Origin of the sequence: Kitasatospora purpeofusca, assembly GCF_000718025.1 — a bacterium.
In the GTDB taxonomy this organism is placed as follows: Bacteria; Actinomycetota; Actinomycetes; order Streptomycetales; family Streptomycetaceae; genus Kitasatospora; species Kitasatospora purpeofusca.
Window position 1 is genome coordinate 1 of record NZ_JODS01000030.1, and the last position, 19,042, is coordinate 19,042.

The 19,042-nt window shown below is 73.1% G+C and carries 19 protein-coding genes, 1 tRNA gene and 1 pseudogene; 13 read left to right on the forward strand and 8 right to left on the reverse strand.

Features of this window, described 5'->3' with window-relative positions; genetic code table 11:
• A pseudogene (locus tag IF01_RS51615) lies at nucleotides 1-215 on the reverse strand (hypothetical protein); the annotation flags it as partial.
• A 304-nt stretch (nucleotides 216-519) separates the two neighbouring features.
• Between IF01_RS51615 and IF01_RS0131695 the strand changes: the two are divergent.
• From IF01_RS0131695 to IF01_RS42605, 3 genes are all read left to right on the forward strand, one after another.
• Nucleotides 520-601: transfer RNA gene (locus IF01_RS0131695), tRNA-Leu, on the forward strand.
• A 138-nt stretch (nucleotides 602-739) separates the two neighbouring features.
• Nucleotides 740-1,648, forward strand: coding sequence for a Bax inhibitor-1/YccA family protein (locus IF01_RS0131700; protein ID WP_030397041.1), 909 nt, complete (start codon nucleotides 740-742; stop codon nucleotides 1,646-1,648).
• 104 nt (nucleotides 1,649-1,752) lie between these two features.
• The gene (locus IF01_RS42605) at nucleotides 1,753-2,157 is read left to right on the forward strand and encodes a hypothetical protein (protein WP_063764348.1); all 405 of its coding nucleotides are present in this window, start codon (nucleotides 1,753-1,755) and stop codon (nucleotides 2,155-2,157) included.
• A gap of 104 nt (nucleotides 2,158-2,261) precedes the next feature.
• Here the strand turns inward: IF01_RS42605 and IF01_RS0131710 are convergent, their stop codons facing one another.
• The 3 genes from IF01_RS0131710 to IF01_RS0131720 all read right to left on the reverse strand — a co-directional run bounded on the left by IF01_RS0131710 (nucleotide 2,262) and on the right by IF01_RS0131720 (nucleotide 5,941).
• The gene (locus IF01_RS0131710) at nucleotides 2,262-3,221 is read right to left on the reverse strand and encodes a hypothetical protein (RefSeq protein ID WP_051756603.1); all 960 of its coding nucleotides are present in this window, start codon (nucleotides 3,219-3,221) and stop codon (nucleotides 2,262-2,264) included.
• A gap of 291 nt (nucleotides 3,222-3,512) precedes the next feature.
• Nucleotides 3,513-4,733 (reverse strand): acetyl-CoA C-acetyltransferase, encoded by a 1,221-nt coding sequence (locus tag IF01_RS0131715; protein ID WP_030397044.1) that lies wholly within the window; start codon nucleotides 4,731-4,733, stop codon nucleotides 3,513-3,515.
• Between the two features lie 62 nt (nucleotides 4,734-4,795).
• Nucleotides 4,796-5,941, reverse strand: a complete 1,146-nt coding sequence (locus IF01_RS0131720) for an SGNH/GDSL hydrolase family protein (RefSeq protein WP_078880486.1) — start codon at nucleotides 5,939-5,941, stop codon at nucleotides 4,796-4,798.
• Nucleotides 5,942-6,139: 198 nt separating this feature from the next.
• Between IF01_RS0131720 and IF01_RS0131725 the strand changes: the two genes are divergently transcribed.
• The 6 genes from IF01_RS0131725 (at nucleotide 6,140) to IF01_RS0131750 (ending at nucleotide 11,992) form a co-directional block, all read left to right on the forward strand.
• The gene (locus IF01_RS0131725) at nucleotides 6,140-7,543 is read left to right on the forward strand and encodes a cystathionine beta-synthase (protein WP_030397046.1); all 1,404 of its coding nucleotides are present in this window, start codon (nucleotides 6,140-6,142) and stop codon (nucleotides 7,541-7,543) included.
• A gap of 495 nt (nucleotides 7,544-8,038) precedes the next feature.
• Nucleotides 8,039-8,377 carry a hypothetical protein gene (locus IF01_RS0131730; protein ID WP_030397047.1) on the forward strand — a complete coding sequence of 113 codons (339 nt, stop codon included), beginning with the start codon at nucleotides 8,039-8,041 and terminating at the stop codon, nucleotides 8,375-8,377.
• 172 nt (nucleotides 8,378-8,549) lie between these two features.
• On the forward strand, nucleotides 8,550-9,872 hold the full coding sequence (locus tag IF01_RS0131735) for a L,D-transpeptidase (RefSeq protein ID WP_030397048.1): 1,323 nt from the start codon (nucleotides 8,550-8,552) through the stop codon (nucleotides 9,870-9,872).
• A gap of 97 nt (nucleotides 9,873-9,969) precedes the next feature.
• Entirely contained in the window at nucleotides 9,970-10,530 is a 561-nt protein-coding gene (locus IF01_RS0131740; protein ID WP_063764344.1) for a SigE family RNA polymerase sigma factor, read from the forward strand.
• Entirely contained in the window at nucleotides 10,527-11,348 is an 822-nt protein-coding gene (locus tag IF01_RS0131745) for a hypothetical protein (RefSeq protein WP_030397050.1), read from the forward strand. Before IF01_RS0131740 ends, IF01_RS0131745 begins: the two co-directional genes overlap by 4 nt.
• Nucleotides 11,349-11,476: 128 nt before the next feature.
• Nucleotides 11,477-11,992: a DUF1203 domain-containing protein gene (locus IF01_RS0131750; protein WP_030397051.1), complete on the forward strand. Its 516-nt coding sequence runs from the start codon at nucleotides 11,477-11,479 to the stop codon at nucleotides 11,990-11,992.
• A gap of 33 nt (nucleotides 11,993-12,025) precedes the next feature.
• Here IF01_RS0131750 and IF01_RS0131755 read toward each other — a convergent pair whose 3' ends face one another.
• Together IF01_RS0131755 and msrA are read right to left on the reverse strand one after the other, a co-directional pair.
• Nucleotides 12,026-12,394 carry a cupin domain-containing protein gene (locus IF01_RS0131755; protein WP_030397052.1) on the reverse strand — a complete coding sequence of 123 codons (369 nt, stop codon included), beginning with the start codon at nucleotides 12,392-12,394 and terminating at the stop codon, nucleotides 12,026-12,028.
• 120 nt (nucleotides 12,395-12,514) lie between these two features.
• A complete protein-coding gene (gene msrA / locus IF01_RS0131760; protein ID WP_030397053.1) occupies nucleotides 12,515-13,186 on the reverse strand; it encodes a peptide-methionine (S)-S-oxide reductase MsrA in 672 nt (223 codons plus the stop codon).
• Between the two features lie 142 nt (nucleotides 13,187-13,328).
• Between msrA and IF01_RS0131765 the strand changes: the two genes are divergently transcribed.
• Nucleotides 13,329-14,486: a cystathionine gamma-synthase gene (locus tag IF01_RS0131765; protein ID WP_030397054.1), complete on the forward strand. Its 1,158-nt coding sequence runs from the start codon at nucleotides 13,329-13,331 to the stop codon at nucleotides 14,484-14,486.
• Between the two features lie 13 nt (nucleotides 14,487-14,499).
• Here the strand turns inward: IF01_RS0131765 and IF01_RS0131770 are convergent, their stop codons facing one another.
• Nucleotides 14,500-14,979 (reverse strand): MarR family winged helix-turn-helix transcriptional regulator, encoded by a 480-nt coding sequence (locus IF01_RS0131770; protein ID WP_030397055.1) that lies wholly within the window; start codon nucleotides 14,977-14,979, stop codon nucleotides 14,500-14,502.
• Nucleotides 14,980-15,101: 122 nt separating this feature from the next.
• Between IF01_RS0131770 and ilvA the strand changes: the two genes are divergently transcribed.
• The 3 genes from ilvA (at nucleotide 15,102) to IF01_RS0131785 (ending at nucleotide 18,367) form a co-directional block, all read left to right on the forward strand.
• A complete protein-coding gene (gene ilvA, locus IF01_RS0131775) occupies nucleotides 15,102-16,313 on the forward strand; it encodes a threonine ammonia-lyase (RefSeq protein WP_030397056.1) in 1,212 nt (403 codons plus the stop codon).
• Nucleotides 16,314-16,482: 169 nt separating this feature from the next.
• Nucleotides 16,483-17,508 carry a daunorubicin resistance protein DrrA family ABC transporter ATP-binding protein gene (locus tag IF01_RS0131780; RefSeq protein WP_030397057.1) on the forward strand — a complete coding sequence of 342 codons (1,026 nt, stop codon included), beginning with the start codon at nucleotides 16,483-16,485 and terminating at the stop codon, nucleotides 17,506-17,508.
• A gap of 1 nt (nucleotide 17,509) precedes the next feature.
• Nucleotides 17,510-18,367, forward strand: a complete 858-nt coding sequence (locus IF01_RS0131785; RefSeq protein WP_030397058.1) for an ABC transporter permease — start codon at nucleotides 17,510-17,512, stop codon at nucleotides 18,365-18,367.
• Nucleotides 18,368-18,478: 111 nt separating this feature from the next.
• On the opposite strand, the gene greA is transcribed toward IF01_RS0131785, so the two are convergent.
• Nucleotides 18,479-18,979: a transcription elongation factor GreA gene (greA, locus tag IF01_RS0131790; RefSeq protein ID WP_030397059.1), complete on the reverse strand. Its 501-nt coding sequence runs from the start codon at nucleotides 18,977-18,979 to the stop codon at nucleotides 18,479-18,481.
• Between the last annotated feature and the right edge of the window lie 63 nt (nucleotides 18,980-19,042).

Here is a 19,042-nt window from a genome sequence, read left to right on the forward strand (position 1 = left end):
ACGCTGACGTTGTCGAGGGCGACCACGCGGGTCTCGCCCTCCCCGTAGACCTTGTTCAGGCCGGTGGCGCGGGCGGCCGCCCGGCCGGTACGGACGGCGGTTGCGGTCGACGTGCTCACGGGGTGCTCCTCGGGTCGGGCATGGCGGACCGGGCCGTGCGGCTCCGGAGGCTGGCCGGCCGGGGCCCTTCCAGGGGCGTCCGGCCGTACCTCCATGCTCCTTCCGGTGATCATGGTTTCTCGTCGCTCCGCCGGACGGTTGGCCCGACCACCGCTGGGCGTACGCCCAGGTGGCGCCCTCCTCCTGCGGTATGACACCGACCCTGAGCGGAGGGCCGGTGGCCGGATCGAGCGGGTCGAGTGGCCAAATCACGAACTGTTCGTCAGATGGCAAGGAAACATGACAACTTCCCCGCCTCGGAACATGCGAAAGGGGATGCCGGGCGACTAGGCTCAGGGGTGGCCCGCACGGGGGCGGAGCGCTGCTCTCCGTTCCGCCGGCCGGGCCGGGTCCGCAGAAGCCCAGATGGTGGAACGCAGACACGGGCAGCTTAAAACTGCTTGGCCGAAAGGCCGTGCCGGTTCGAGTCCGGCTCTGGGCACCGACTCGCGGGGACGCCGACCGGCGTCCCCGCCGGACGTCAGCGGCCGAATCGTTCTCGCGGCGGATGCCGATTCCTTTGCCAAGCCATTACCCTTGTGCTGCGGGCGGTGCAGTGCCGCCACGGAGGGAATGAGCAATGAGAAGCAGCAACCCGGTCTTCTCGCGGGAGGGGTCCTTCACCCGCGAGTCCGGCTACGCGGGTTTCGGGACCACCCAGACCCCGCCGGCCGGGAGCCAGTACGCAGGCAGCCCCTACGGCAACAATCCGTACGGGAACAACCCGTACGCCAACAACCCCTACGGCCAGCAGCCCCAGGGCGGTGCGCCGCTGACCGACGAGCAGCTCGCCGGGATGTACAACGCGCCCTCCGCCGGTCCCGCGGCGACGGGCCGGATGACGCTGGACGACGTGGTCGCGCGCACCGCGATGACGCTGCTCACCCTGGTCGCGGCCGGCGGTCTCGCCTGGGTCGCGCTGCCGGAGCGGAACTTCGGCCTGGCCGGCGTCGCCTCGCTGATCGCGTTCGTGCTCGGCATGGTGATCTCCTTCAAGCGGAGCGTCAGCCCGCCGCTGATCCTGCTCTACGCGGGCCTCCAGGGCTTCGCGCTCGGTGCGATCACCAAGGTGTTCAACAGCGTCTGGGAGGGCATCGCGATCCAGGCGGTGCTGGGCACCGCGGCGGTGTTCGCGGCGATGCTGATCGCCTACAAGACCGGGCGGATCCGGGTCACCCCGCGCTACACCCGGATCGGCATCGCGATCGCCATGGGCTTCGTGCTGCTGATGCTGATCAACCTGGTCGCCTCGCTGTTCGGCGCCGACATGGGCCTGCGCAGCGGCCCGCTGGGCATCGTGGTCGGCCTGGTCGGCATCGGCCTCGGCGCGTTCTTCCTCTCGCTGGACTTCGCGGCGGTCGAGGAGGCCATCGCGCAGGGCGCGCCGCAGAAGGAGTCCTGGCGGGCGGCCTTCGGGCTCACCCTCTCGCTGGTCTGGATCTACATCGAGATGCTGCGGCTGATCGCGATCCTGCGCGGCGACGACTGATCCTCGGTCGTACGACCCGCTGTACCACCACTGCCGCCGGGCCCCGGAGCGACCGCTCCGGGGCCCGGCGGCTTTCGTTCCCGGTGGCCCGTATGCTCGCGGGCATGTCCGAGACGTCCGATGAGAAGACCCTGGCCGAGGCCGTCGACGCCCTGGCCGACCGGTTCCGCGCGATGCCGCAGAGCCGGCTGCTCGGCGCCGTCCCCGGACACCCCTCGCGGGCCGCGGCCGGACTGGCGCTGGCCCGCTGGCTGGCGGAAGCGGCGCGGGCCGCCGAGGCGGTCCGGGTCGACGGCGGGGCGGACGGCGTGCCCGCGCACGAGCTGCCGGACGTCGGGGTGTTCGCCGTCGGCGACCAGCTCGCCGTGGTCGGGCACGACCTGGCGGCGGCGCTGGCCGCGCTGCCGGGGGACGCCGCGGTGGCCCTGCCGGACGGCCCGCCGGTGGCGGCCGGGGCGGTGCGGGCCATGGCCGTGCGGCGGCTGGTGGAGGCCTCGGCGGCGCTCTGAGGGCCCCGAGGCGCAACGGCGGAACGCCGAGGGCCGGCCGGATCGGTAACCCCCTCGATCCGGCCGGCCCTCGGCGTCGGCGCGCCCGCGTCGGCGCGCTCGGGTCAGATGCTGGCCACCACGCGGTCGGCGAGCACGTACACGGCGTCCTCGTCGGTGGAGAAGGTCAGCGAGTAGGAGCCGGAGAACCGGGAGCCGCCGAGCAGTCGGACGTTCTCACCGGCCCGGACGGCGTCGATCAGCCGGTACGCGGCCTCGCGGTCGCCCGGGGCCACGCAGAGCGTGGTGCCGTCGGCGAAGGCGTAGACGTCCAGGGTGCCGAGCGGTCCGGGGCGGACGTCGATCAGTGCGGTGCCCTCGTCGGCCAGCGTGGCCAGCCGGGTGTCGGTCCACTCCCGGGACGGCGTCTGGCTGGGCACGAAGTCGGGGTGCGAGGGGTGGCGGCGCGGGTCGGGCGCGGTGGCCGGGGCCTCCTCGACGGCGGCCTCGGCGTCCAGCAGCCCGGCGTCCAGCCCGGTGGCCAGCAGGTCGGCCTCGCGGCGGGCCCGGGCGTCGCCGGTGCCCTCGCCGGCCGGGTGGCCACCGGCGGGGTGGCCGGCCGGGTGGGCGGGGCGCAGCGGGCTGCCGCCCTCGGGGCCGGTCCCGGTGCCGCCGTCGCCGATGAGGTCCTCCAGCGCCGAGCGCAGGGCCTCGCCGAACTCCGGGTCCATGGTGCCCGGGTGGTCGGCGTTGTCGGCGGCCTCGTTCGGCCCGGTGGGGCGGGGGAAGAAGAGCGGCCACTCGTCGGTGGTGCTGAAGACACCGGCGAACGGGGAGTCGAACAGCGGCGCGTCCTCGGCCGCGCGGGCCTCCTGCTCGGCCCAGAACGCCCGGGCCTCGGTGATCTCCCGCTCGCGGTCGGCGGCCAGGGCCTCGGCGACGGCCCGGCGTATCGCGGCCTCGTCGACGGTCGGGGCGACCGCGGCCTGTGCGTCCAACCGGCGGGAGACGCCCCGGAGGTGGACCAGCACGGCGGTCGAGACGGCGATCAGGATCAGCAACAGGATGGTGTAGACGGCGCTCACGGAACGTACTCCTAGGGAGGAGTGGAACGGGGTTACCTCTCCACACTGCCCCATCCGGCACTGTTACCGCAGTGGCCAATGTCCAATTTGTCGGTGACTTTCGCTCTTGTCCCCAAATTGTTAGGTAGGACCGCTCTACGCAGCGGAGTTGATCCGCTCCGCACCGTCGATTTCCGGTCCGGAAACGAAAGAAAAGAGGGCCGGATCGACCTCGCGGTGTGATCCGGCCCTCAATTACGCTGTGTCACTCCAAATGGGTGGTCTGGACCCTTCGGGGTTGACAGCGCGAGGTCAGCTCAGGCGCTCCAGAACCATCGCCATGCCCTGGCCGCCGCCGACGCACATGGTCTCCAGACCGAACTGCTTGTCGTGCCACTGCAGCGAGTTGATCAGGGTGGTGGTGATGCGGGCGCCGGTCATGCCGAAGGGGTGGCCGACCGCGATCGCGCCGCCGTTGACGTTCAGCCGGTCCAGGTCGACGCCGAGGTCCCGGTAGGACGGGATCACCTGGGCGGCGAAGGCCTCGTTGATCTCGACCAGGTCGATGTCGCCGATGGACAGGCCCGCCCGCTTCAGTGCCTGCCTGGAGGCCTCGACCGGGCCGTAGCCCATGATCTCGGGGGAGAGCGCGCTGACGCCGGTGGAGACCACCCGGGCGAGCGGGGTGATGCCCAGCTCGCGGGCCTTGGTGTCGGACATGATCACCAGTGCGGCGGCGCCGTCGTTCAGCGGGCAGCAGTTACCGGCGGTCACCGTGCCGTCCGGACGGAACACCGGCTTCAGGCCGGAGACGCCCTCCAGGGTGACGCCCGCGCGCGGGCCGTCGTCCGTCGAGACCACGGTGCCGTCGGGGGTGGTGACCGGGGTGATCTCCCGCTCCCAGAAGCCGGCCTTGATCGCCGCCTCGGCGAGGTTCTGCGAGCGCACGCCGAACTCGTCCTGCTCGGCGCGGGTGATGCCCTTGAGCGCGGCGAGGTTCTCGGCGGTCTGGCCCATCGCGATGTAGGCGTCCGGCAGCAGCCCGTCCTCGCGCGGGTCGTGCCACTCGCCGCCACCCTCCTCGGCCCGCTTGGCGGTGCGCGCCTGGGCGTCGCCGAACAGCGGGTTCATGGTGCCGGGCATGCCGTCCGAGGTGCCGTTGACCGACCGGGAGACGGTCTCCACGCCGGCCGAGAGGAAGACGTCGCCCTCGCCGGCCTTGATCGCGTGCAGGGCCATCCGGGTGGTCTGCAGCGAGGAGGAGCAGTAGCGGGTGATGGTGGTGCCGGGCAGGTAGTCCATGCCCATCTGCACCGCCACGATGCGGGCCAGGTTGTGGCCCTGCTCGCCGCCGGGCAGGCCGCAGCCGAGCATCAGGTCGTCGATCTCGCGCGGGTCGAGCTGCGGCACCTTGGCCAGCGCGGCCTGGATGATGTGCGCGGTCAGGTCGTCCGGGCGGACGTCCTTCAGAGAGCCCTTGAAGGCCCGGCCGATCGGCGAACGGGTGGCGCTGACGATGACGGCTTCGGGCATGGCGGGCTCCTCGCTGAGTGGCGGCGGACAGGCGTCCGGGAGGAAAGTTACCGTCTGGTAGCTCAGTCGTCACCCGCCCCGGTGTGTGAGCTGGCCGACGTGTTGCCGGGCGCCGGACCGGCGCTCCCGGAGAGCCCCCCGGACAGGCCCTCGGGCGGGCTCCCGGGTGCCCCGTCGGACGGCCCGCCGACCGGTGCCCCGGTGGCCCAGGAGCCCGGCAGGCCGACCCGCAGCCGGTGCCGCAGCAGCGCCCAGCGCCCGGCCGCGCCGTCCGCGCCGCCGACCGCCGCCACCTCGCTGCCGGACCGGTCGGCCGCGGCCGCCGCGGCCACCGCCACCGGCAGCACCGCCTCGCCGGGGACCGGCCCGTCGGCCGGCTCCTCCTGCGGCCAGAGGCCCAGTGCGGCGCAGACCGACGGCAGCACGGCCATCGCGGCCGTCGCGTAGCCCTGGGCGGAGGGGTGGTAGCGGTCGGCGGCGAACATCTCCGGCCGGGCCGCGAACTCCGGGCCGAGCAGCGAGCCGAGCGAGACCGTCCGGCCGCCCGCCTCCACCACCGCGATGGTCTGCGCGGCGGCCAGCTGGCGGCTGACCCGGCGGGCCACCCAGCGCAGCGGCGGGCGGACCGGCTTGATGGTGCCGAGGTCGGGGCAGGTGCCGACCACCACCTCGCAGCCGGCGGCGCGCAGCGCGGCGACCGTCTCGCCGAGCTGGCGCACCGCGAGCTGGGCCGGGCTGTGCCGGGTCACGTCATTGGCGCCGATCATGATCACGGCGATGTCCGGGCGGCACGCCAGGGCCTGCTCCAGCTGGCCGGCCAGATCGGCGGAGCGGCCGCCCGAGAACGCCACGTTCACCAGCCGGACCGGGCGCTCGGCGACCGAGGCGAGGCCCGCGGCGAGCAGCGCCCCCGGGGTCTCCCGGGCCCGCAGCACGCCCAGGCCGGCCGCCGTGGAGTCGCCCAGGAAGGCCAGCACCAGCGGCGGCTGCGGCGCGGCCGCGCGATCGGCGAAGGCCTCGCCGTAGACCCCGTCGGCCCTCGGCGGGTCGCCGTCCAGGATGCCGATGGCCTGGACGGCCAGCTTGCTCTCGGTCAGCAGCAGGCCGACCAGGCCCACCCCCAGTACCCCCAGCCCGCCGCCGCCGTACGCCGCCGCGGTGGCGATCCGCCGGGCCACCCGGGCCCGCGACTGCTGTGTTCCTGGCACCCCGTGCCCCCTTCGCGTCCTCGTGCCACCCCGACGGGTGCCGTTCCCGATGCGTGTACACCCCTAGTACCCGCCCGGGACGCGGCCTACGACGGGGGTGGGCCGTTCGTGGTGCGCACGGGCTCTCCGGGGCGCCCGGTACGGCCTACGCTTGCGGTACCGACAGCACTCGTATGCCCACACACCGGGAGGACCCCCGTGCGGTACCACAATTCGATCATCGACCTGGTCGGCAACACGCCGCTGGTCAAGCTGAACAAGGTCGCCGAGGGGATCAGCGCCACCGTGCTCGCCAAGGTCGAGTACTTCAACCCCGGCGGCTCGGTGAAGGACCGCATCGCCATGCGGATGATCGAGGCCGCCGAGGCCTCGGGCGCCCTCAAGCCCGGCGGCACCATCGTGGAGCCGACCTCCGGCAACACCGGTGTCGGTCTGGCGATCGTGGCCCAGCAGAAGGGCTACAAGTGCATCTTCGTCTGTCCGGACAAGGTATCCACCGACAAGATCAACACCCTGCGCGCGTACGGCGCCGAGGTGGTCGTCTGCCCGACCGCCGTCGCCCCCGAGCACCCGGACTCGTACTACAACGTGTCCGACCGCCTGGTCCGGGAGACCCCGAACGCCTGGAAGCCGGACCAGTACTCCAACCCGGACAACCCGGCCTCGCACTTCCACTCCACCGGTCCGGAGCTGTGGGAGCAGACCGAGGGCCGGATCACCCACTTCGTGGCGGGCGTCGGCACCGGCGGCACCATCTCCGGCACCGGCAACTACCTGAAGGAGGTCTCCGGCGGCAAGGTCAAGGTGATCGGCGCCGACCCGGAGGGCTCGGTCTACTCGGGCGGCACCGGCCGGCCGTACCTGGTCGAGGGCGTCGGTGAGGACTTCTGGCCGACCGCCTACGACCGCGACGTCGCGGACGGCATCGTCGCCGTCTCCGACAAGGACTCCTTCCAGATGACCCGCCGCCTGGCCAAGGAGGAGGGCCTGCTGGTCGGCGGCTCCTGCGGCATGGCGGTCGTCGCCGCGCTGGAGGTGGCGCGCGGGCTCGGCCCGGACGACGTCGTCGTGGTGCTGCTGCCGGACGGCGGCCGGGGCTACCTCTCGAAGATCTTCAACGACGACTGGATGGCCGACTACGGCTTCCTGCCGTCCGCCACCGACGAGGCGCACATCGGCGAGGTGCTGGCCCGCAAGGACGCCATCGAGCACGAGGGCATTCCGCAGTTCGTCCACATGCACCCCAACGAGACCGTCGCCGAGGCGGTACGGGTGCTGCGCGAGTACGGCGTCTCGCAGATGCCGGTCGTCTCGCCGGGTGCCGGCCACCCGGACATCATGGCCGGCGAGGTGATCGGCTCGGTGGCGGAGAAGCTGCTGCTGGAGGGCGTCTTCGCGGGCGACATCCAGCTGACCGACACGCTGGACCGGGTGATGTCCAAGCCGCTGCCGGTGGTCGGCTCGGGCGAGACCGTCACCAACCTGATGACGGTGCTGGAGAAGGCCGACGCCGCGGTGGTGCTGGTGGAGGGCAAGCCGCAGGGCATCGTCACCCGCCAGGACCTGCTCGGCTTCCTGGCCGGCAGCCGCCTCGGCCACTGAGCCCCGCCGCCCACCGAGCCGCGGTCAGCCGCCGCCCCCGACCCGGTGGCTGAGGAACCGTGGGGCACCGGTTCCGTTTCCGGGCGAACCGGTACACCGGCGTCATCTCCGTGCAGCACGGGCTTAACACGACTGCGGCATGGTTGTGCACACGGCAAGACGCCGAACGGGACGACAACGACCGGCCGGGAGCGGCTCCCCGGCGGCACGGTCCGTCCCGGGCACGACGGTCGGTCCTGACCCGGCCGGTGGTGTCCCTGTCCGCGGAGACGCCGTCGTCCCGCCCCTGCCCGGCTCCGGCCGGCTGCCAGGGTGAGGCGGCTCCCGGACACCCGCGCCGCTCGGCGCGTCCGCACGGCTCCCGGGTGGGGGAGACGGGCGGAAGCGGTGGGGCCGGTCCCTCCTCGAAGGGGGGACCGGCCCCGCTGCGTTTCTCCGGCGCCTCCCGGCGTTCACCGGCGCCTCCCGGCGGGCGGGATCCCGTAGTCTCGGCGCATGACCAGCACTGACACGACCGGCCAGGACAGCCCGCGCTACGTCCGGCTCAGCATCGAGCTCATCGCCGAGATCACCGACGAGGGCGCCCTCAAGGCGGCGGCGCTCGAGCAGGTGACCGCGGACGAGTACCTCGACGACGAGGAGCGCGCGCAGTCCGTCGAGGCCATCGAGGTGGACCCGGCGGGTTCGCTCGCCCACTTCATCGACCCGGTGGCGCTGCTCGGCGACGTCCCGGGTGTCGAGCTCGCCTCGGCGACCTGGGAGTCGGCGAACACCGACTTCGACCCCGAGGACGGGGACTGGGACGAGTACGCGGTGGAGGAGTCGGCCGAGTAGGGCTCGCCCGCCACTTCCGACGAAAGCCCGGCCTGCTGTCCGCAGGTCGGGCTTTTTGTCCATATTTGGCACTTGGTTTCGTCTTCTCATACGATCGCAAGCCGTTGGTGTTGGAACCGTGAACGTACGGATTGCGTTTTTGTATCCGTAATGCCCGGATGAGCAGCAGGGAGTGGGCGACGTGACGGCACGGGACGGTCAGGGCCGGTCGGCCGCGAGCAGCTGGAGCCGACGCGGTGTACTCGCCGGGCTGGTCGGTGCCCCGGTACTGCTGCTGGCGGCCTGCAACGACACCAAGAGCGCGGACAACGGCGCGGGCACCGGAACGACGGGCGCCGGCGGTTCCGACGGCTCCGGCGGCACCGGTTCCGGAAGCGGACAGCCGACGGCGAGCGCCACCAGCACCCCGTCCCCGAAGACCTCGGTCGCGGTGATCACCGTCACCCCGGCCGACGGCACCACGGCGGCCGGCTTCAGCGACCCGGTCCGGGTCGCCGTCGCCGGCGGCACCCTCACCTCGGTCAAGGTCGCCGACTCCACCGGCAAGGCGCTGGCCGGCGCGCTGTCCGACGACGGCACCGTCTGGACCTCCGCCGCCTCCCCGGCCAGCGGCACCAAGTACACCGTGACCGCCGCCGCCGTCGACAAGGACAAGCTGGAGGCCGACGCCAACGCGGTCTTCACCACCGCGACGCCGGCCAACACCTTCGTGGGCTACTTCACCCCCGAGGACGGCTCGGTGGTCGGCGTCGGCATGCCGGTCTCGATCAACTTCAGCAAGCCGGTCACCGACCGCAAGGCCGTCCAGCAGGCCATCACCGTGGTGGCCGAGCCGGGCGTCGAGATCGTCGGGCACTGGTTCTCCAGCACCCGCCTCGACTTCCGCCCGCAGCAGTACTGGGCCAAGGGCACCAAGGTGACCGTCAAGCTCCGGCTCAAGGACGTCCAGGGCGCCAAGGGCGTCTACGGCACCCAGTCCAAGGACGTCCGCTTCACCGTCGGCCGGGCCCAGACCAGCGTCGCCGACCTCGCCACCAAGAAGCTCACCGTCACCACCGACGGCCAGGTCAGCGCCGTCTACGCGATCTCCGGCGGCTCGCCCGAGTTCCGCACCTGGGGCGGCAAGATGGTGATCACCGAGCAGTACCAGCAGACCCGGATGAACTCGCAGACCGTCGGCCTCGGCAGCGAGTACGACATCCCGGACGTGCCGCACGCCCAGCGACTCTCCACCTCCGGCACCTTCATCCACGGCAACTACTGGTCCCCCGCGTCGACCTTCGGCAGCCAGAACACCAGCCACGGCTGCGTCGGCCTGCGCGACGTCAAGGGCGGCGAGGACGCCAACGCGGACGGCTACAAGTTCTTCAAGAGCTCGATGATCGGCGACGTGGTCGAGGTCACCAACTCCGGGGACAAGACCGTCGTCCCGTCCAACGGCCTCAACGGCTGGAACATGGCCTGGGCCGACTGGAAGGCCGGCAGCGCGGTCTGACGCCCCCGAGGCCCGCGGGGGCCGCGGGAGGTCGCACCGCGCGAATTCCCGGTCGCGAGGACAGAACCCCACCCGCCCCCCGAGGAGTCAGGGGGGTGTGAAACGCGAGCAGAGGGAGCGCCTGGACGCCGAGTTCAGCGCGTTCGTGGTCGGCATCGGGCCACGGCTGATCAGGCTGGCCGAGCTGCTGACCGGTGATCCGCACCGGGCCGGTGACATCGTGCAGTCGGCGCTGGAACGCGCCTACCTGCACTGGCCCAGGATCACCGCGAACGCGGACGACCCGGCCGCCTACGTGCGCCGGATCGTCGTCAACCAGCACCGCGACTGGTGGCGGCGGCCGCGCAACCGCGAGCTGCCCACCGACCACGCCCCCGACCGGCCGGTGCCGGCGGACTTCGCCGAGCAGCAGGCCCAGCGGGCCCTGCTGCGCCAGGCGCTGGCCGCCCTCACCCGGCGCGAGCGGGCGGTCGTGGTCCTGCGGTACTACGGGGACCTGAGTGAGGCCGAGACCGCTGCCGAACTGGGCATCGCGCCCGGGACGGTCAAGTCCACGCTGCACCGGGCGCTGTCGAAGCTGCGCGCACGGCCCGAGCTCGCCGACCGCACCGGCGGTCCGGCGGGCCACGACCCGAGCGACATCGAGGTGGCGGTATGAACGGCGGCACGGAATTCGAGGACCGGCTCGGCGAGCTGCTGACCAGGGAGGACACCGCCTGGGGGGCGGGGCGACCCGACCCGGCGGCGGTCATCGCCGGGGCGCGGCGCCGGCGGGCCCGGCGGCGGGTCGGCACCGGGGCCGCCGCGCTGGCGGTCGCCCTGGTCTGCGGGGGGACGGCGCTGACCCTCGGCGACCCCCGGCCGGCCGGCGGCGCGGCGGGCGCGGCGGGGGCGGCGGTCACGACGACGGCCGCGGTGCTGCCCGGCGCGGCCCCCGCGTCGGCGGTGCCGGTCGCCACGGGGGCGGGGGCGCAGCCGGACTCGCCGGTCCGGCTGGTGGAGCCCGGCAAGCAGCTCACGATCGCCGACGGCTACCGGATGAGCGTCACCGCGACGCAGTCCTGCGTCGAGAAGTGGGAGCAGGCCACCGGCACGTGGGAGCAGCCGTTCGGCTGCCGCGACGCCACCAGCGACAACCTCGACCACAGCCGGCCCACCATCGGCGCGCAGAGCCTCGGGGACGGCGAGCGGACCGTGGTGACCGGCCTGTACCTGGGCCCGACGCCGGCCCGGATCCTGGTCGAGCTCAACGGAGTCCAGGTGGTCGCCGACCTGGTCGCCACCACGGAGATGAACGGCTGGACCGCCTACTACGCGGTGGTTCCGGGCGCCGCCCGCTCCTCCTCGGGGCCGAACGGGCCCGACGCCTCCCCCTCCGTCGCGGCCTGGGCCGCCGACGGGACGCGGCTCGCGGACCTGATCGCCCCGCGCCGGTCCGACCCTTGGGCCGCCGCGGGCGCACCGGCCGCGGGCTGACGGCTGACGGCCGGGAGCGGACGGCGGACGGCGGGCTGCGGACTGCGGACGGAGCCGACGGACCCGCGGTCGAACGCGAGGGCCGAAAACCGCCGGACTCCCGGGGGCGGCGGCGGGAGGGTGGGGGCATGACGACCACCACTCCTCCCGCTCCGCCCGCCCCGTCCGTCCTGACCGTCCGGGCCATCGACCGGGCCGTGCACCGCTCCCTGCTGGTGCGCGACGACGCCGGCCGCCCGCCGGTCCGCTCGGTCGACGAGACCGGCGGCGCCCCGCTGCGCTGCTGCCTGGCCCGGGCCGGGGCCGGGGAGCGGATCGCCCTGCTGAGCTACGCGCCGCTGCGGCGCTGGGCCGCCGAGACCGGGGCCGAGCCCGGCCCGTACGAGGAACTCGGCCCGGTGTTCGTGCACGACGGCCCGTGCGAGGGCCCGGCGACCGGGGAGGGCTGGCCGGAGGGCTTCCACGGCGGGCAGCGGGTGCTGCGCGCCTACGACCGGCGCGGGCACATCCTCGGCGGCGTCGTGGTGCAACCGGAGGCCGCCGAGGCGGGCGCGGCGGTACTGCTGGCCGACCCGGAGGTGGCCGTGGTGCACGTCCGGGCGGTGGAGTTCGGGTGCTTCATGCACGAGGTCCGGCGGGGTTGACCGCGCACGTGCGGGGGGCCGCCGACCGGGGGCTCACGAGCGCTTGGCGTAGTCCCCGTAGCCCTGCCAGTCCAGGACGACCGCCGGCTCGTCGCCGACCACCCAGGCGTCGTGGCCGGGCGGGCAGACCATGAAGTCGCCGGGGCCGAACTCGCTCTCCTCGCCGTCGTCCATGACGATCTTCAGCCGCCCCGAGATCATGTAGCCGACGTGCGCGGCCTGGCAGCTGTCCGTCTTCGCGATCGGCTTGACGTGCCGGGACCACTGCCAGCCGGGCCGGAACACCGCCCGCCCGACGCCCCCGGCGTCCAGGTGGACCAGGCGCAGCTCGCCGGTGTCCGCCTCGAACGGGCGGACCTCCTCGGGATCGGTGTCGAAGTTCCTGCGGATGAGAACGGCCATGGGGTGCTCCTCGGGTCTCCAAGGGACAGGAGCGGCCGCGCCACCGGGGCGGGTGGTGCGGCCGCCCTCCTGGTCCCTCCAGTCTGCGCCCGCCGGGCGCGGGGCGGAACCCCCGGCGGCTCAGCCCTGGGCGCCCGTCCTGGCCACGCCGATCGGGCAGCTGGCGCCGGTGCCGCCCAGACCGCAGTAGCCGTTCGGGTTCTTGGCGTCCGACAGGTACTGCTGGTGGTACGGCTCGGCCGGGAAGAACGGGCCGGCCGGGGCGATCTCGGTGGTGATCGGGCCGAGGCCGAGCGCCGTCAGCGCCGGCTGGAAGGCGTCCCGGGTCGCGGTCGCGCTGGCCGCCTGGGCGGGGGAGTGGGTGTAGACCGCGGAGCGGTACTGGGTGCCCACGTCGTTGCCCTGGCGGTTGCCCTGGGTCGGGTCGTGCGCCTCCCAGAAGGTCTTCAGCAGCCGCTCGTAGGAGATCACCGCCGGGTCGAAGACCACCCGCACCGCCTCGGTGTGCCCGGTCAGGCCGCTGCACACCTCCTCGTACGTCGGGTTCGGGGTGTGGCCGCCCTGGTAGCCGACCAGCGTCGTCCAGACGCCGGGCAGCCGCCAGAACGTCCGCTCGGCGCCCCAGAAGCAGCCGAGACCGAAGTCCGCGACCTCGAACCCGTCGGGATACGGGCCGGTCAGCGGGTGGCCGAGGACGGTGTGCGGCTCGGCCGGCGTGAAGTCGGGGGCCGCCCGGCCGGGCAGAGCCTGGTCGGCGGGGACGAGCGAGGTCTTGTGGCGATTGAACAGCACGGCCTGCTCCAACGGTTCGACAGGGGTTGCGGACGTTCCAACGCCGTCGCCCGCCCGGTGATTCCGGACAGTCCCCGGCGGCCGGGAGCCTTCCGGACGCCTTCCGGGCGGCGGCCCGGCGTTCGCCGACTACGCTCGGAGCATGACCGAGCACCAGCTTCCCCAGGGCTTCGAGACCCTCGCCATCCACGCGGGTCAGGAAGCAGACCCCCAGACCGGGGCCGTCGTCACGCCGATCTACCAGGTGTCCACCTACAAGCAGGACGGGGTGGGCGGCCTGCGGGGCGGCTACGAGTACAGCCGCAGCGCCAACCCGACCCGCACCGCGCTGGAGGAGTGCCTCGCGGCGCTGGAGGGCGGCTCCCGCGGCCTCGCCTTCGCCTCCGGCCTGGCGGCCGAGGACACGCTCCTGCGCACGATCCTCAAGCCGGGCGACCACATCGTGATCCCCAACGACGCCTACGGCGGCACCTTCCGGCTCTTCGCCAAGGTGCTGACCCGCTGGGGCGTCGAGTTCTCCGTGGCCAACACCCAGGACCTGTCCACGGTCCGCGAGGCCCTGCGCCCCAACACCCGCGCGGTCTGGGTGGAGACCCCGTCCAACCCGCTGCTGGGCATCACCGACCTGGCCGCGCTGGCCGAGATCGCGCACGGCGCCGGCGCGCTGCTGGTCGTCGACAACACCTTCGCCAGCCCGTACCTGCAGCAGCCGATCGCGCTGGGCGCCGACGTGGTCGTGCACTCGACCACCAAGTACATGGGCGGCCACTCCGACGTGGTCGGCGGCGCCCTGGTGATCGCCGAGGCCGGGCTGGCCGAGGAGGTCGCCTACCACCAGAACGCGATGGGCGCGGTCTCCGGCCCGTTCGACGCCTGGCTGGTGCTGCGCGGCATCAAGACCCTGGGCGTCCGGATGGACCGGCACAGCTCGAACGCCGAGAAGGTCGCCGAGCTGCTGGCCGGCCACCCCAAGGTCAGCCAGGTGCTGTACCCGGGCCTGCCCGAGCACCCCGGCCACGACATCGCCGCCAAGCAGATGAAGGCCTTCGGCGGCATGGTGTCGTTCCGGGTGAACGGCGGCGAGGAGGCGGCGGTCGAGGTCTGCAACCGGGCCGAGCTGTTCACCCTCGGCGAGTCGCTGGGCGGCGTGGAGTCGCTGATCGAGCACCCGGGCCGGATGACCCACGCCTCGGTGGCCGGTTCGGCGCTGGAGGTCCCGGCCGACCTGGTGCGGGTCTCCGTCGGCATCGAGTCGATCGACGACCTGCTGGCCGACCTCCAGCAGGCGCTGGGCAAGTAGCGCCCTCCGCTTCTCAGGCGCCCTGCCGGCCCGCCGAGTACGACTCCATCGAGTGGTTGAAGCGGGCCAGCAGGGCGCAGAACACCTGCTGCTCCTCGGGCGGCCAGTCGGCGACCAGCTGACGCGTCAACTCCGTCCGCCCCGCCCGGACTTCGGCCAGCCGATCGGCGCCGAGCGGGGTCAGGGCGAGCCGGACGGCACGCCGGTCGGCCGGGTCCTGCACCCGGCCGACCAGGCCGGCCGCGACCAGCGGGGCGACCTGCCGGGTGACGGTGGAGGAGTCCACCCCCAGCGCGTCGGCCAGGGCCTTGACGTTGGCGGGGCCGAGGCGCTCCAGCCGCTCCAGCAGCAGGTAGGCGGCCCGGACCAGGGCGGCCACTCCGTCGGATCCGCGGACCTGTTCCATTCTGCGGGCGAACACCGCCAGCTGGTACTGGAGTTGCGTGTGCACGGGGTCGGTGAGGTCGGAGGCCAGGGGCGAGGTCGTCGTCATCGCGGCTCACGATCATCATGCGGTGAGAGAGGCTCAGAAGCAGCAGCGTACGCGGGCCGGGCGGGCCCGGGAACAGGGCCGACGTCCCCGGGCGGGGCACCGGAGGCACCTAGGCTGCTGTCATGCACAGCTGGCCGATCACCCTCGACGATGTCCGCGGCGCCCAGAAGATGCTCGCCGGGGTGGCCCGGACGACGCCGATGGAGGGCAGCCGCCACCTCTCCGCGCTGGTCGGCGCTCCGGTCCACCTGAAGTGCGAGAACCTCCAGCGCACCGGCTCGTTCAAACTGCGCGGGGCGTACGTCCGGATCGCGGGCCTCTCGCCGGTGCAGCGGGCGGGCGGCGTGGTGGCGGCCAGCGCCGGCAACCACGCCCAGGGGGTGGCGCTGGCGGCCTCGCTGCTCGGGGTGCGCTCCACCGTCTTCATGCCGCTGGCCGCGCCGCTGCCCAAGGTCGCGGCGACCCGGGAGTACGGCGCCGAGGTGCGGCTGCACGGGACGACCGTGGACGAGGCGCTGCAGGCCGCCCAGCGGTACGCGGAGGCGAGCGGGTCGGTGTTCATCCACCCGTTCGACCACCGGGACATCGTGATCGGGCAGGCCACGGTCGGGCTGGAGATCCTGGAGCAGTGCCCCGAGGTGCGGACCGTGCTGGTCGGGGTGGGCGGCGGCGGACTGCTGGCCGGGATCGCGGCGGCGGTCAAACCGCTGCGGCCGGACGTCCGGGTGGTGGGGGTGCAGGCGGCGGGCGCCGCCGCCTACCCGCCCTCGCTGGCGGCGGGGCGTCCGGTGTCGCTGGAGCGGTTCGCCACCATGGCCGACGGGATCATGGTGGGACGGCCCGGGGACGTGCCGTTCGAGCTCGTCAACACCTTGGCGGACGGGGTCCGCACGGTGTCGGAGGACTCGCTGTCCCGGGCCCTGCTGCTCGGCCTCGAGCGGTTGAAGCTGGTGGTGGAGCCGGCCGGGGCGGCGCCGATCGCGGCGCTGCTGGAGCAGCCGGACTCCTTCGAGGGGCCGGTGGTGGCGGTGCTCTCCGGCGGCAACATCGATCCGCAGCTGATGCAGCGGGTGCTGCGGCACGGCCTGGCGGCCGCCGGCCGGTACCTCTCGCTGCGGGTGCGGCTGGCGGACCGCCCGGGCGCGCTGGCGGGGCTGCTCGCGGTGCTGACCCGGGTCGACGCCAATGTGCTGGACGTGGCGCACGTGCGGGTCGATCCCCGGCTGGGGCTGACCGAGGTGGAGGTGGACCTGCACCTGGAGACCAAGGGGCCGGAGCACTGCGCGGCGGTGCTCGGCGAGCTGCGGGACGCGGGGTTCGTGGTCTCCGCGTAGGGATCGCCGAACGGGGAGTACGGGGACCGCGCAGGGGCCTCTGCACGGGGCCGGGGGGCTCCGGAGTCGCTGGCCCACCGGGAATGGGGGCAGAGTGGGACAGACCACATGTTGTCCCGCGCAGTCGTCCCCGCCCTTCCGTCCCTCCCCGAGGAGATGAGGCAGGCCCATGGCGCCAGCCATCCAAGCCGAGAACCTGGTGAAGACCTTCGGCGACGTACGAGCCCTGGACGGCGTCAGCCTCGACGTCCCCGAGGGCACGGTGCTCGGGCTGCTCGGCCCGAACGGCGCCGGCAAGACCACCACCGTGCGCGTCCTCACCACCCTGCTCCAGCCCGACTCCGGCCGTGCCACGGTGGCCGGCGTCGACGTCCTCAAGCACCCGAACCGGGTCCGCAGCCTGATCGGCCTCTCCGGCCAGTACGCCGCGGTCGACGAGTACCTCACCGGCTTCGAGAACCTCCAGATGGTCGGCGAGCTCTACCAGATGCCGGTCCGCGCGGCGAAGGCCAGGGCGCTCGAACTGCTGGAGTGGTTCAACCTCACCGAGGCCAAGGACCGCATCGCCAAGACCTACTCCGGCGGTATGCGCCGGCGCCTCGACCTGGCCGCCGCCCTGGTGGTCCGGCCGCCGGTGATGTTCCTGGACGAGCCCACCACCGGTCTCGACCCCCGCAACCGGCTCGCCCTGTGGGAGGTCATCGAGACCCTCGTCGAGCAGGGCACCACGTTGCTGCTCACCACCCAGTACCTGGAGGAGGCCGACCGCCTCGCCCACGACATCGCCGTGGTCGACCACGGCCGGGTGATCGCCCGCGGCACCGCCGACCAGCTCAAGGCGCAGATCGGCGGCGAGCGGATCGAGGTCGTGGTGCACCGGGCCGACCTGGTCGCCGAGGCGGTGGCCGCGCTGTCCGGCTACGCGCTGGGCGAGCCGGCGCTGGAGAAGAACACCCGCCGGATCACCGTCCCGGTCAGCGGCGGCGCCCGGGTGCTCGCGGACGTGATCCGCGAGCTGGACGCCCGTTCGATCGAGATCGACGACATCGGCCTGCGCCGGCCGACCCTGGACGACGTCTTCCTCTCGCTCACCGGCCACCACACCGAGGCCGACCAGGAGGAGGGCGGCGGCAAGGGCCGCTCCGGCGATTCCGGCACGGACGAGCGGGCCGTCCCGGCCGGGAAGGAGCGGTGACATGACCAGTGCCACCGAGCACGCCATCGGCGGGGCGGTGCCCAAGCAGCGCCGGGGCGTGGCCGCCGTACTGCACGACTCCTGGGTGGTCGCCAAGCGGAACCTGCGCCGGATGACCCGGATCCCCGAGATCGTGGTGTTCGGGCTGATGCAGCCGGTGATGTTCGTGCTGCTGTTCTCGTACGTCATGGGCGGCGCGATCCAGATCCCCGGGACGGAGTCCAGCTCCTCGACGTACATCCAGTTCCTGATGGCCGGCATCTTCGCCCAGACCGTCACCTTCGCGGTGGCCGGGGCCTCGGCCGGCATCGCCGAGGACATGTCCAAGGGGCTGGTGGACCGGTTCCGCTCGCTGCCGATGACCCGCTCGTCGGTGCTGGTCGGCCGCACCCTGGCCGACCTCTGCCAGACCGCCTTCACCCTGGTGGTGCTCGCGGTGGTCGCGCTGCTGGTCGGCTGGCGGATCCACCACGGGTTCTGGTCCGCGCTGGGCGCGTTCGGGCTGCTGCTCCTGCTCGGCTACGCGTTCTCCTGGATCGGGGCGCTGATCGGCCTCTCGGTGCGCAGTCCGGAGGCGGCCACCTCGGCCGGGCTGATCTGGCTGTTCCCGCTGACCTTCATCTCCAACGCCTTCGTGCCGGTCAGCTCGATGCCGGGCTGGCTGCAGGGGATCGCCTACTGGAACCCGTTCAGCGCCACCGTGCAGGCCTGCCGCAACCTCTTCGGCAACCAGGTCGGGCCGGTGGACGACGTCTGGCCGATGCAGCACGCGGAGCTGATGTCGGTGCTCTGGTCGCTGGCGATCATCGCGGTGTTCTCCTGGCTCTCGGTGCGCAAGTACCGCTCGGCCGCGGGCTGAGCGGGGCGCGGGCCGAGCGCGGGCCGGGCCCGGTACGGATGCGCGAAGGGCGGCCGTGGCAGGTGCCACGGTCGCCCTTTTCGCCCGTCCGCCGGTCCGGCGGAGCGAGGATCAGCCGGTGTAGGGCTTGACCTCGATGATCTTGACCATGGCCCGCTTGCCGTTCGGCAGCTCGTACGTGGCCTCGTCGCCGATGGTCTTGGCGTCGATGGCGCGGCCCAGCGGGGACTGCGGCGAGTAGATCTCCAGGTCGTCGTCGCCGGCCACCTCGCGCGAGCCCAGCAGGAACTTCATGGTGTCGTCCACGTCGCCGTCGAAGGCGACCGTGACGACCATGCCCGGCGCCACCACGCCCGAGTCGGCCGGGGCCTCGCCGACCTTGGCGCGCTCCAGGAGCTGGGTGAGCTGGCGGATCCGCAGCTCGTACTTGCCCTGCTCCTCCTTGGCCGCGTGGTAGCCGGCGTTCTCCTTGAGGTCACCCTCCTCACGCGCGGCCTCGATCTTCTGCGCGATCTCGATCCGCCACGGGCCGGTCAGGTGATCCAGTTCGGCCTTGAGCTGGTCGTAGCCGGACTGAGTGAGCCAGGTCACGTTCTCGCTGGTCTGGGTCACGGGTGCTCCTCGTAGGTGCTGGGGCTGTGCTGAGGGTGTGAGTCGTCAGCGCGTAGGTGGATG